Raw genomic sequence first — 12,662 nt, forward strand, 5'->3', positions numbered from 1 at the left:
GCTCAGTGCGGGGCACCTTATTGCAGGCGTTATATTTTTCAAGCATTATGCATGAGGAGATAAGAAATGAAGTTAATCAATCCAAGGATTGGTCCTGTTTTGGGCTTAGTTAAAACTTCTAGTGCAAGAATAATGTGCGGAATTCAGTGCTGGAATAATAATGAAAAACCAAATAATGATAAACCAAATTGCGGCTGGATTAGAATTAGGAGAAGTGGATCTAACTGGCAAAAAGCAAAACAGTTTAGATTCAATGCAAACTTTTACTATACCGGTGTTATTGAATTAACTTATCTAGAATTAAACACCAAGTATGAGTATCAAATGGCGTACACTTCCGATTACTCAGAAGACGAAATAGAAAATCTTGAATATTGGGAAGAAATTAAAACTTATAGTTTTCTTACCAAAAGTTCTTCAGAGTTTTGCTTTTGTTTCGGCTCTTGTTTAAGAAATAATGATGACAGTCGAGTTGGAAAAGTTCTAAAAACCGTTCATAAGATGCACCAAGATACCCCGTTAGATATGATGCTCTGGCTGGGAGACCAAGTTTATAATGATAAATTATTAGGTGCCACACTACATAACTCATCAAAGAAAGACTTTACTAAATTATATGAAGATTTTTTTTGCAATACGCATGTCAAAAGACTGCTACCTGAAGTGCCGAACTACATGGTTATGGATGATCATGAAATAGAAGATAGCTTTAAACACGGAGCTGATGAATATGGCGACACAAGGTTTAATTGGCTAAATAAAGATAAAGATCGACTTATAAATGGAATTAACGCGTTCTATTCTTATCAAGCATCTCATGGACCTATATATGATACACAGCCTAGTGAGCAAGAAGGCGTTTCATTCGTAAAGGGGCAGTCTAAAAACCAAGTGCCTGTAAGGCATTATGCTAGCATTAATTTTGGTGATGTAGGTCTATTTCTCATGGATACTAGAAAAGAGAGAGGGCATAGAGGCTTAATTTCTTCCGAACAAGAGGAGCATTTGAAGAAGTTCTTATCTTCTGATTGCCGAGTGAAATTAGTGGCAAGTTCAGTAACATTTTTGGCTGATAATCATTCTAAACCTAACAAGTCTGACAATTGGAAAAAAGCCCCGAGTCAACGAGAACGTATATTGAATTATATTATCAGTAAAGATATTCAAAATGTTATTTTCTTATCAGGAGATATTCATTCCCATTTTGCAGCAAGCCTAAAATATCAAGGTCAAAGTACAACAATACATCAACTTGTTTCTGGCTCTTTATTCTGGCCGACAAGTTTCTTAATGAATCGAATAAGATGGTTCGAAAATGATGTAAGGTTTGATAAATCCATATATGGAGCTTCTGGTTTTTCTCTTTCTCAACCACTTTCAGAAACCGATTGTAAATTCTATGCAAGTAATGCAGTCGGGTATGTTGAAATTATTGAAAATTCTTTGATCTTTAAAGTGCTTAGGCAAAACGGCGATGCGGTAATTGAGACAAGATTACCTCTAACAAGTCAAAGCACTCGGACGCAGCAAAGCTGAGCCGGTGTTTGAGGCGTTAACTACCTAGGGGACGTCAATGAGTGGTAAAGAACTGTTAAATTTCGACCAGGCTTATAAATCCCTGATAAAGTCTTTGTGTTCAAATGATTTAGAGCAAGTTAAGACTTTTTAAAAAGTAAGGAAACCAAAAGAGCCTTCAAAGCCTAATCTATATGCATAAGCTAAAGGTAAGTAATTGAACTCGGAGTTCTGTCAATAACTGTACGGAGCCACAATCCGAGCAGATTGACGATCAGCTAAGAAGGCTACTAGCGCCTTACTCAATAAGAGGGGAATTACCGCCAAATATTGATGAATCTGCCTTGGCCGCGTTGAAAAAAGGCAGTTCAGTTCGAATAGATGATGAAACAAGGATAAGAATTCGCCCTGCGGAGGTTCTTCCGTGCGGAACCGTGGGCCCAGCTCAGCTAGCAGAGGAGTACATACCCACAGCGAACCTCAGTTGGCTAGACGAATTTGAAAAAGAACCACCGAAGCCATTATCTGAATCTGAGTATGTACAGCCAGATTTATCGGTTTTTCCAGAGCATGGCCAGCTTCTCCTGATTGGGATGATTCGGAGTTGGCGTGAGGTCTTATTATATGAATTTTATTATGAATATATATGTTAATAGCGGCTGAGATCTTAGTCGTGTATGTGGAGGTGTATATGAAAAGAGTATTATTACCATATTTTGCTATGGCTGCTGTTTCTTTTTCTCTGTTTGTTCAGGCTGAAGGTGAAGAGGGTTCAGTCCCTAATAGTGACGGAAATTATAAGGGAGATACTGTCAGTTTTGTTTACGATGTTGTATTGGTTGACCAAGAAAAATCCGAGGAGAGCCCAGAATATTATTGTTTACCCAGTAATGAGAAAATTCGAATCGTTTCCCACGAAGATGAATACTTTGAACTTTATCGTGTTTCTCATTTTGGGTGGGTAAGTGAAGCTAACAAAGCAGAGGAAGAAGATTATAAAAATAATATAGAGGTGGATAAAAGTAGCGATTCGAGCATAATGCGAAAAAATTGTGTGTCTTTTCCCGATGATTCAGTTGAATTACGCTATTTACCTCGCAGTACTCGAATTAAAGCTACACATGGTATGGGAGGTTTTGAACTTGGTAACTCAAAAGTAAGGGGGTTTAGTTATGGCGCTTTAATCGCACCATATAAATATTATAAGACAAGAAAAGAATATATCGGTTCTTCTACATTGGCCCCATTTGTTGGGTATCGAATAGATTGGAATCACTTAGGTATAGAGTTTAATCCGGTTCTTTTTGCAGGTGCGACGACTATTCAAGATATAGATAGTGAGGGGGATTCATCAAGCTTGTTTGGCTTTAGTTGGGGAGGAGGAATACTGTTTGAACTGAAAGATGAGTTTAATGCTGGGATAATTATTGGTGAAGACAAAGTAGGGCGTAAAGAGAATTTTAAAAATAACGGTAAGCATTGGATAGCATTTTCTCTAGGCTTTGATTTTAGTAATTAATCTTTGATGTATTTGGTTTCTAGTCGTATGGCTGGGCTTGTAGTGATTTTATTGGTTCAGAGAATTTATGGATGAGTGATCTGTGTTTAAAAACACCTGCAGATCGCTGTATTAATATACAGTGTTACTCCTATGTAGTTGCTCATTGTTGCCAACCAAGGAAAGCTAGACGCAGATAGCAGATAAAAGAAAGGCCATTCAATCAATTGTTGAAATGGCCGACGATTCCGATTCATCACATCTTTGTTTATAGCATCGATATCTGCTGTTGAAGTTCTTGCCGCTGCTCTGGCGGTAAGGCTTTAACCATATTAAAGGCAAGTTGGCTGGTTGTTTTGGAACTAGGGCTAAGTGTGTGACTAAAGCACAAATTCATGACAAAAGAGTGGCCGCATTCAGGATCGCAACAGCTGCAGTATAAACCTATCGACTGACAGGCTTATGGTACTAAATTTTACTGTTTTTTTATACAACTCTATTGGGTGGTGTATCACCTTGGTTTTGCTCTTCTTTACCGCAAATATTATGAGGGATTTTTGTGTCAACGGCTTTGTCACTGGTTAATGCAGTTGTTGAATACAAGCTATTACAGCGTGAGAGGGTTGAGCTGAAATTTGAACAGGCTTAGCAAGCTGTTGAGCCGCAACCCCTTGAGAATCCACGGCTAAGCTTACTCCTACAGTCATGTTTGAAGAATAAACTGGTCGTGACTCCAACTTGTTGAACCTCACCTATAGAACTCCCGTTCAATAAATGTACCTATCACTTTGTCATGGATTTCTTCTTATTTTGAGAAACTTATCGTTTTAATCGTGTTCTTAATGTGAGGTCTTGTCGTTCAATACGTTAGGTTAATAACTTTCCCACAATGTGCTTCTCTGCTGGAAGGGGCGATGAATACACAGCAAAGTCACCTGTGCAGAAAAACGTAATTAAGTGTTGAAGCAAAGAACGAAATGCTTCTGCATTTCGGCGACCAAAGGCATGCGCGATGACCCTTTTAAATCTTGGTTCCCATGCATACCAAAGCCAACGTTGATTCTTCTTGTTCTGAACAAATGACCATTGCTCGTCCACTTCACAGATAAGTTCGATTTCAGCATCATCAAAAGGAAGTGTCGTTACTTGCTTTGGTTGGCGTTTTTAATGTCCTCAATACCGTATTAAACCCAATGTGTAATACTCTAGCGGTATCGCGTAACCCAGAATTATTCATAGCCATATCAACGATTTTCTCTTTTACACCCGGGTAATAGGCATTATAAGTGTAATCAAGTTGGAATGACTTTCTACACTTCATACAATCTGGAATAAATAGGAACAGAGCGATTCTTCTTTGTTTTGGTGCTGGTGTAAGTAATTTTGTATTTACTAAGCTGATTTCCACGCAGTTGAGCCGCTTTTGTTTTAGTTGTTCTTTTCTACGTGTTTCCATAAACTCATTAGTAAGTTTCCACTTAAGCTTGGGTTACTTATTACCTCAACGGCTGAATGTTAATTTTCACAAACCATTCCCGTTTTGCTTTTTTCAGGCCTTCGAAGTAATATTTTACGAAGGCATAGCCTAATAGTTTGTATCTATTCGAGAGGAACTAACAAGGTTCTGAATTTGCGGTATTCATTTTAAATACAATTTACATGAACGTTTAATTTTCATTTGATGATAGTAAATAAATTACTAAAATCGTTTCTTAATTTTAGCTACTCAGGTTCACTTATGCGCTTAAATACTAAACTGGTGGTAATAAGAGTAATTGCATCGTTTTTATTGACTGCCTGTTCCTTAACTCCAAATAATAATGAAAAGTTAACTTCACAAGCCGAGCAGGGCAATGCAAGTGCTCAAACTAATCTTGGCTGGATGTATGAGAAGGGCCAGGATGTAGAGCGCAATTATCAAGAAGCGATAAACTGGTATCGACAGGCTGCGGAGCAAGGCTATGCAAGAGCGCAAAATAATCTTGGCTGGATGTATGAGAATGGTCTGGGTGTAGAGCAAGATTACCAAGAAGCTATGAAGTGGTACCGAAAAGCTGCGGAGCAAGGCTATGCAAGAGCGCAAAATAACCTTGGCTGGATGTATGAGGACGGTCTGGGTGTAGAACAAGATTACCAAAAAGCTATGAAGTGGTATCGACAGGCTGCCGAGAAAGGTTATGCAGCAGCGCAAACGAATCTGGCTTGGATGTATGATGATGGTCTGGGTGTAGAGCAAGATTATAAAGAGGCTATGAAGTGGTATCTGAAGGCGGCCGAGCAAAGTGATGCAAGAGCGCAAAATAACCTTGGCTGGATGTATGATGATGGTTTAGGTGTAGAGCAAGATTATCAAGAAGCCGTAAAATGGTATCGAAAGGCTGCCGAGCAAGGCCATGCAACAGCGCAAACCAATCTTGGCTGGATGTATGAGAAAGGTTCAGGTGTAGAGCAAGATTATGAAGAAGCCGTAAAGTGGTATCGACAGGCTGCCAAGCAGGGGAATGTAATAGCGAAAAATAATCTTGGCTTGCTATACCGAAAGGGCCAAGGTGTAGAGAAAGGTTATGAAGAAGCCGTAAAATGGTTTCTACAGGCTGCTGAGCAAGGCTATGCAACAGCACAAACCAACCTTGGCTTTATGTACCATAAGGGGCAGGGTGTTGAGCAAGATTATGAAGAAGCCTTAAAGTGGTATCGAAAGGCTGCAGAACAAGGCGATGCAAAAGCGCAAAATAATCTTGGCTGGATGTATGAGAATAGTCTGGGTGTAGATCAAGATTATGAAGAAGCCTTAAAGTGGTATCGAAAGGCTGCCAAGCAGGGGCATGTAATAGCGCAAAATAATCTTGGCAAGATGTATGAAAATGGTTTAGGTGTAGAAGGAAAAAATAAATTAACCGCTGCAATGTGGTTTATTTTGGCTAGCCAAAATAGCTCGAGGGAAGGAATAAAAGACGAAGTTGTTAGTAAGTTAAGAGAAACAATGTCCGATAACGAAATTTCTAAATCCGAAAATAAAGCTAAAACTTGCTTAAGTTCCAATTATAAAAACTGTGGTTAATTTTGTGAATGATTCAGTTTAAATTAATGAGTGCTATCAAGTCAGTGTGACTAGGTGATTACTTATACTATTCTGATCTTATTATTTAAAAAGCCCGAGTATTGGACCCTGTAAATAATTCTGTGTGATTACTGTCGGTTATAAGTATTTTGTGAGTCGCTCTTCAAACATAATCATAAATCGGTTTAAAGCCGTTTTCCAATTGCGTATAGGCATGGTCCATCGTTTCGATGCATCCAAAATTGCTAGGTAGATGACTTTGCTTGCAGAGTCATCATTTGGAAACAGTTTTCTCTTTTTAATCGCCTTTCTGATGACGCTATTTAAGGACTCAATGGCGTTGGTCGTGTAAATGGCTTTACGTATGTCCTGAGGGTAATTAAATAGCGTATTTAGGTTATCCCAATGAGCGGTCCAAGAACGGCTAATCTGAGGGTATTTTTCATCCCATTTATCAGAGAATTGCTCAAGGGCTAATAGGGCTTCATCTTCAGTCGTAGACTGATAGATGAGTTTCAAATCGGTTGTCACCGCTTTGTAATCCTTCCACGGTACGTATTTCATTGAGTTCCGTACCATATGGACAATGCAGAGCTGTATTTGGGTGTCAGGGTAGACGGAGTTAATGGCATCTGGAAAGCCTTTTAGTCCATCCACACAAGCAATCAGTATGTCCTTTATACCTCTATTTTGAAGCTCAGTAAGCACACTTAACCAAAACTTAGCCCCTTCATTTTCTGATATCCATAGTCCAAGCAGTTCCTTTTGGCCTTCCATATTCACGCCTAAGGCGAGATACACGGATTTATTGATTACTTGTTTGCCTTGTCGAACTTTTATGACAATACAGCCAATATAAACAATGGGATAGACACTATCGAGAGGACGAGACTGCCACTTTTGCCACTGAGGTAGAAAAGCCTGACAAAAATCATCGACATGACAAAATAAGTCTACTAACTTACGCATAGCTGGTTCTTTTGTGATGAGTCCTTCTTGGTCGAAAGATCTGATCGCAGAACCAGCTTTTAGTTCCATTCAGTTTTTATCCCGAACTCAGGTTAACTAATAAGGTTACTGCTTTTCCATTAGTCACCGGTTTAAACCGCTTATCCCGAAAAATACCAGCTTCTCGTAACATTGATTGGCAATATTTGTATGTAGGTATATTCATACTAAATCAAAGTATGAGGACCAGCGATGATACGCAAATCAATGCAAATTCTCCTTGTCGTATGGGCACTAGTTAGCATGGCGTTGTTCTTTTTTGTTGAGCGACATTATGACAACTGGGGAGAGAAACAGACCCGTTCGACAGAGCAAATTATATCTAAAGCAGAAGCGTACAATACCAAGTGGTACAAGGACCAGTTAGCTCAACATTATCAAACCGAGTTGACGAGCTTTGATACGCGGCAGGATGTGACAGAGAAACAGCGCCGTGAAATTTACCTCGGGCTTTGTATCTACTCTGACTCATTTAGAGCCTGCAGGAAAACGTTTGAGATCGCGAGCAATAAGCTCGCGAAAACACCGAACGACGCGATGGCATTGGGGCAACTAGGCGCTGCGTATATCCATATGGCGAGAGTTTATCCTCTCCGTAGGGCATGGAACGTGTTACTTACTCCAGTGGTTCAGCGATCGTACTTTCTTTCTAAAGGGACGAGTGTGATGGAGAAAGCAGTCGACTTGAACCCACATGATACGAGATTAAGGCTTCTGCGAGCGGTTTCATATTTTTCATTTCCAAACGACACCACGTTGGTGGATGACCTAAGCTGGTTTGTTGGTAAAAGAAATTCATTGAATGAAGAGTTCTACCAAAAAGCATTGCTTTTAAAAGGGCTATGGAGCGAAAAAAGTGGAATGAATGGCCGGGCGCTAGAGTATTGGACAGAAATTGAAGCGATAGGGCTTACCAGTACGCCAGAGTACAAGTTTGCGAAGCAAAGGATTGAAAGATCTTCTGCGCAAAGTGTTGAGTAGAGGGTAAGGAATGAGTGATTACACGGATGTGTTTGTTGTAGAAAGAGCAAAGATAGAAGAACGTTTAGCAATGGAAGTGGGGGGCGGTCTTGGTGACAAAAAGACAACAACCGATATGGTTTACGGAAGATTAATTGTCGAGAGGTTGATTAGAAATCTGTACGGGGAAACAGCCGCTGATTTTACACTTATACAAAATCAACATGTATTTTCGCTAGCGAAAGGTGATCAATTTTCTGTCTACTTCAATATATCGATGAGCAAAAAATACATTGCAGTGGCTACCAGTGTAAATACGCCGGTAGGAATTGATATAGAGTCGTCTGAAGAGTTACCTAAGAAAGCGTTAGTAGGTATTTCAAATAGATGCTTTAGTCGCTTGGAGTTATCTAGAGTCAATACCTTAAATGACCAAGTTAACTTTCGGAATTTTTATAGGATTTTGGCGTGCAAAGAAGCGGTTGTCAGTGTGTTGGGCAATGCGTTTAGTTCTTCTTTGAAAAAGATAGATACCACTCAATTGGATGAGTCAGACTATATAACAAGCTTTGTTGAGAATAAAAGGTGGAAAGTTTTCACTAGATACTGGCATAACCGCAGGGCTGGCTGTTTCTTTGCTTTGTCCGCGTTGGGTCACCCAGGCACCATTCGTGTACATCAAACAAAGCAAGTGTTAACGAGTATTTTTCAGTGATAACCTGCGAGATAAAAAGCCAATGCCTAAAGCGTTGGTTTTTTAGTTCTGAGGCTTTATAAATATTCCCTCTCTGTTCGTGCTAAAAGCAAATGACCTTTCATTGAAACTATCTTTATATTTAACATCTATCTGTTTTGTATTTTAATTGCGTCGTGATGCATATGCTGGTTGTTGGGTTTTCCTTTGATCTTTTATGCCCTCTTTATCCCAATCAATATCTACTGGTGTGCTTATTATGGTGTATTTTAAGTGTCACTATTCTTTTGGTTTATTTTCATTACATTAATATCATATTCCTTTTTATTATGTTTGATTTATCAATTGCAATTCGTCGCTGATATTTCCTCTTGGTCACAATCTATAAAAGGTGAACCTAGTACGGCTTATATTATTACCATTGATATAATGTCGGAATAACAGAGATGAGACGAGCGATAAGGATGGCCTGCGAGCCACAAGGTAATAGGATAGACAGCGTGTTAGCGTTGTCATACGGTAGTGAAGAGCGTCAGATTGAATATGGAACATCTTTGTTATATATCGCTGAAATAAATAGGCTTAGTACCTATTGTCCGGAGTATAGAGCGGTAACCTGGTTAGATTCTGAAGAGAGAAATCGTTTGGGAGTGATAAAGTCAAACGCTCGAAGAAAAGAATTTATCTACGGCAGGCTCCTTGCTAAGAGCATTTTGTCTAAGCACCTCAACGTAAAACCACACAACATTAGTCTTACAAAAACGAAATTGGGAAAATTAGTTGTAGAAGGCATGGAAGAGGAAGTATATTTCAACTTGTCGCATAGTGGAAATTTCATTTCCCTAGCTGTAAGTAAGGACGACCACGTTGGTGTTGATATTGAGGTCAACACCAAGATAGAAGAGGGTGAAATTGGCGATATTACGAATAGCCACTTCAACGTAAATGAAATAAGTTACGTGTTAGAGTCTAGTCAGGACGAGCGGAGCTTTCAATTCACCAAGATGTGGACGTGTAAAGAAGCCGTTTTAAAAGCGCTTGGTGTGGGGCTGACAGCACCGCTGAGTGCTGTAGATACAACGGAACTAGATAGTTCAGACTATATCAATACATACATTAACAGTAGGCGTGTCAGGTTATATACGAGACACTGGCACAATGTTGAAAAGAAATATCACCTGTCTTTTAGTCAGGTTGGAGAAGTGAAAAACGTTGAAATAGTAAAAGGAAATGACGTAATTAAATATTTGGCCACATCAATGTACGCACAGAGCTCGTACCGTTGATTTACATACTGCGTATTAGCAAAGTTGAGAATAAAAAGGCTGTAGTTTCTCTCCAGCAACGTCGTTGTTGGTAGGCTAGAACAGCCTTCTCCATAGAAAGCTAACAAACAGACCCTCCTATTTCTTCATTGACTCACGAATTCAATACTAAATTATGAATTGCGTCGACTTTTCACAAATGGCGGTTGCTTTGCTTGGTCAAACGGTGATTCTATTGGTGAAAATAAAGTCTCTGTTGATGTTCTAAGATGCCCCGAACTTTTTTAGCCTTTTCAATTTCTGCTCTAGTGAGTGCTTCCGCCACTGCATTAGATTGGAGTGCTTCTCTTCATGCTTCTCTTGAGAATATGTCACCTCAACAAGGTTACTTCTTCCCAGAAACCAATAACGACTTAAAGCAAGTGAGCGCCGAGTTGGGCTTGAGCTATGCTGGTCTCAGTGGTGTCGCAACCGCGCGGAAGCAGTGGCTTGCTACAAAACAGGAGGATGATCTGATCCTCAATGAGCTCTATATAGATAAAAGCGTGTGGGCATGGGATTTTACCATTGGGAAGAAAAGGCTCGATTGGGGGGTTGGGTACAGCTATAGGCCTTTAGATATTATTCAGTCTTATATTTCTCAGCCAACTGGCATTACCGTAGAAGAAGGTGCATGGATTGCATCAGCTGAATACTTTACGGATACAGGTGTACTTTCGTTTTTAGCGGCGAATAGTAAAACTCAACAGGAAAGTAATGCACCTACACGAAAAGGTGCGGGTGTTAGGTATTATGCATTAGTAGGGGATTGGGATGTACAAGCCTTAGCCTACTATGATGACGTTCGCGAAGGGTTAATTGGCGGAAGCATGGTGACGGTGATAGGTGATGCGCTATCATTCCATACATCGGCGACACTCCAGCGAAAATACAATGAACTGCAACATCACTTTTCGAAAGAACACCAGCCTTTTCCAGGCAACCCGGTCTATCATCAGGTTGGCAAAAATGCCGCACAGTTTTTGTCTGGCTTAACCTATAACTTTAGCAATAATGTTAGCTTGCTTGTGGAGTATTGGTTTGATGAGCGAAGTCCTACAAACTCGCAATGGGAAACGTTAATCGCGACAGGTAACGCATTGCATTCGGGGCAGGATTTGTATGGAAATTTAACGGCGAGCCAAAATTTTTTCACCTCACAAAATCTCGTCAGACACAATTTACTTCTCCATACACGCTATGAATGGGAGCGCTGGGATCCTGTTATGGATGTTGTGCTGTCTCCTGAAGATGGAGGTATTATTACTACAGGCAGGATTCGGCATACATGGGCAGGGGGACTGTGGATAGAGGCAGGAGGCAGGTGGTTTGGGGGGAGCAATGATTCCGTTTTTTCTCAATTACCTGATGAGCAAGTCCTCTTTAGCTTGATTAGTTACCCGTTCTAACATTTGTGTGACGGTCTGTAGTAGGTATTTATCCCTACTTACGTTGCTTCTATTGGGGGAAGCACCTACGCATTTGAAATCCCCCTCTTTAGGCTGGAAGCGAGCCTAAAGAGGGGAGAGAAGATCACGCTGTTAGAACATTAATATATTCGGGGTAGGGCTGATGGCTCGAAATAGGCTTTTCAAACACAATAATATCTTCGGCATTTTTTCTGATTTCGCTAAAACCGGAGAATTGGTATGTCATCAGCATCTGGCGGTTACGGGTTGTTCGTCTGAAATCCGCCTGCAGTCGCTCAATGCCTCGTTGACGAGCATAATTATTTAAGTGTGTTAGGAGGACACTCCCAACGCCTCTGGACGCTACACGACAAGACATAAGCAACAATTTAATTTTGTCGACAGCGACGCCTTTTTCAATCAGTACCAATCCGATTTTGCCGTAGCTGCCGAATTTGTCAGTGAGTTCACAAACCAGTAAGTCATGATTTTCATCGTTCATTAGCTTTTCAAGTTCTTGGGCATTGTAGGTAACCCCGGTTGAGTTTAGCTGGTTAGTACGAAGTGTTAATTCTTCAGCCCTTAGTAAGTCTTCTTTACAAGCTGCTGTGATTTTAAATTGCATGTTTAAGGTTGAAAGAAAATGCTCTGGAGTCCCTGAATACTTCGACTCGCTCTCTTGCCGCATCATGTCTTCTTGGTAGCGGACCCTACGCATAGCGGCATCATCTGAAACCTTAAAGTTGATGATACGTGGTAGTGATTCGATGCGTTGATAATCAAGCGCGTCGAGGGTGGTAACAAGTGGATGTACAGCCGCTACCTCTTCTCTCTCAAAGACCTGGTCATCGACAAAAAGAAACGTATCAATGCCAATGTTAAGGCTTTGTTGGATGTTTTTTACCGATTCGGATTTCGCATTCCAATTGATTTGTGGATACAGGAAAAGGTGATCAATACCAAAGCTCTTGAGCTTTGCCATTGCATCTTCATGGCAGTTTTTGCTCGCGATAGAGTTGATCACTCCTCTGCGGTCAAGCCATTCAATCAGAGATACAATTCCGGGCTTAAGCGTCACATTGTCACCTTCTGATAGGATGCCTTCCCATAAAGTATTATCGAGATCCCAGACAATACATTTTATTGCTTTGTTCGACAATGACACCATTGGTACTTTAATTTCTAAATTTGCAGTGTTGTTTAACATAATCTT

General features: G+C 40.3%; 8 protein-coding genes and 5 pseudogenes. 8 read left to right on the forward strand and 5 right to left on the reverse strand.

Going from position 1 to position 12,662, the window contains the following annotated elements; all coding sequences use genetic code 11:
* Positions 1-66: 66 nt before the first annotated feature.
* The 3 genes and pseudogenes from MHO82_RS01935 to MHO82_RS01945 all read left to right on the forward strand — a co-directional run bounded on the left by MHO82_RS01935 (position 67) and on the right by MHO82_RS01945 (position 3,034).
* Entirely contained in the window at positions 67-1,536 is a 1,470-nt protein-coding gene (locus MHO82_RS01935) for an alkaline phosphatase D family protein (RefSeq protein ID WP_239182160.1), read from the forward strand.
* A gap of 188 nt (positions 1,537-1,724) precedes the next feature.
* Positions 1,725-2,168, forward strand: a pseudogene (locus MHO82_RS01940) (hypothetical protein); the annotation flags it as partial.
* A 38-nt stretch (positions 2,169-2,206) separates the two neighbouring features.
* The gene (locus MHO82_RS01945; protein WP_239182161.1) at positions 2,207-3,034 is read left to right on the forward strand and encodes a hypothetical protein; all 828 of its coding nucleotides are present in this window, start codon (positions 2,207-2,209) and stop codon (positions 3,032-3,034) included.
* 247 nt (positions 3,035-3,281) lie between these two features.
* Here MHO82_RS01945 and MHO82_RS01950 read toward each other — a convergent pair.
* The 3 pseudogenes from MHO82_RS01950 to MHO82_RS01960 all read right to left on the reverse strand — a co-directional run.
* Positions 3,282-3,455 (reverse strand): annotated as a pseudogene (locus MHO82_RS01950) (transcriptional regulator); the annotation flags it as partial.
* Positions 3,456-3,818: 363 nt separating this feature from the next.
* Positions 3,819-4,328: pseudogene (locus MHO82_RS01955) on the reverse strand (IS1 family transposase); the annotation flags it as partial.
* Positions 4,327-4,437 (reverse strand): annotated as a pseudogene (locus tag MHO82_RS01960) (site-specific integrase); the annotation flags it as partial. The pseudogenes MHO82_RS01960 and MHO82_RS01955, both read right to left, overlap by 2 nt.
* A 314-nt stretch (positions 4,438-4,751) precedes the next feature.
* Between MHO82_RS01960 and MHO82_RS01965 the strand changes: the two are divergent.
* Complete coding sequence (locus MHO82_RS01965; RefSeq protein WP_239182162.1) at positions 4,752-6,074, forward strand: SEL1-like repeat protein; 1,323 nt, start codon at positions 4,752-4,754, stop codon at positions 6,072-6,074.
* Positions 6,075-6,212: 138 nt separating this feature from the next.
* Here the strand turns inward: MHO82_RS01965 and MHO82_RS01970 are convergent.
* Positions 6,213-7,070, reverse strand: a pseudogene (locus MHO82_RS01970) (IS256 family transposase); the annotation flags it as partial.
* Between the two features lie 204 nt (positions 7,071-7,274).
* Here MHO82_RS01970 and MHO82_RS01975 point away from each other — a divergent pair.
* From MHO82_RS01975 to MHO82_RS01990, 4 genes are all read left to right on the forward strand, one after another.
* On the forward strand, positions 7,275-8,063 hold the full coding sequence (locus tag MHO82_RS01975; RefSeq protein WP_239182163.1) for a hypothetical protein: 789 nt from the start codon (positions 7,275-7,277) through the stop codon (positions 8,061-8,063).
* A 10-nt stretch (positions 8,064-8,073) separates the two neighbouring features.
* Positions 8,074-8,757 (forward strand): 4'-phosphopantetheinyl transferase superfamily protein, encoded by a 684-nt coding sequence (locus MHO82_RS01980; protein ID WP_239182164.1) that lies wholly within the window; start codon positions 8,074-8,076, stop codon positions 8,755-8,757.
* Between the two features lie 479 nt (positions 8,758-9,236).
* A complete protein-coding gene (locus MHO82_RS01985; RefSeq protein ID WP_239182165.1) occupies positions 9,237-10,022 on the forward strand; it encodes a 4'-phosphopantetheinyl transferase superfamily protein in 786 nt (261 codons plus the stop codon).
* A gap of 248 nt (positions 10,023-10,270) precedes the next feature.
* Positions 10,271-11,449 (forward strand): hypothetical protein, encoded by a 1,179-nt coding sequence (locus tag MHO82_RS01990; protein ID WP_239182166.1) that lies wholly within the window; start codon positions 10,271-10,273, stop codon positions 11,447-11,449.
* 124 nt (positions 11,450-11,573) lie between these two features.
* Here MHO82_RS01990 and MHO82_RS01995 read toward each other — a convergent pair whose 3' ends face one another.
* On the reverse strand, positions 11,574-12,656 hold the full coding sequence (locus tag MHO82_RS01995; RefSeq protein WP_239182167.1) for an HAD-IIIC family phosphatase: 1,083 nt from the start codon (positions 12,654-12,656) through the stop codon (positions 11,574-11,576).
* Between the last annotated feature and the right edge of the window lie 6 nt (positions 12,657-12,662).

Source organism: Vibrio sp. Of7-15 (assembly GCF_022347565.1).
In the GTDB taxonomy this organism is placed as follows: domain Bacteria; phylum Pseudomonadota; class Gammaproteobacteria; order Enterobacterales; family Vibrionaceae; genus NORP241.

What these genes read in the sequence shown, in the direction of transcription:
- MHO82_RS01965 (WP_239182162.1), top strand. Translation starts at nt 4,752, where the DNA reads ATGCGCTTAAATACTAAACTGGTGGTAATAAGAGTAATTGCATCGTTT.
- MHO82_RS01995 (WP_239182167.1), bottom strand. Translation starts at nt 12,656, where the DNA reads ATGTTAAACAACACTGCAAATTTAGAAATTAAAGTACCAATGGTGTCA.
- MHO82_RS01975 (WP_239182163.1), top strand. Translation starts at nt 7,275, where the DNA reads ATGATACGCAAATCAATGCAAATTCTCCTTGTCGTATGGGCACTAGTT.
- MHO82_RS01945 (WP_239182161.1), top strand. Translation starts at nt 2,207, where the DNA reads ATGAAAAGAGTATTATTACCATATTTTGCTATGGCTGCTGTTTCTTTT.
- MHO82_RS01980 (WP_239182164.1), top strand. Translation starts at nt 8,074, where the DNA reads ATGAGTGATTACACGGATGTGTTTGTTGTAGAAAGAGCAAAGATAGAA.
- MHO82_RS01935 (WP_239182160.1), top strand. Translation starts at nt 67, where the DNA reads ATGAAGTTAATCAATCCAAGGATTGGTCCTGTTTTGGGCTTAGTTAAA.
- MHO82_RS01990 (WP_239182166.1), top strand. Translation starts at nt 10,271, where the DNA reads ATGCCCCGAACTTTTTTAGCCTTTTCAATTTCTGCTCTAGTGAGTGCT.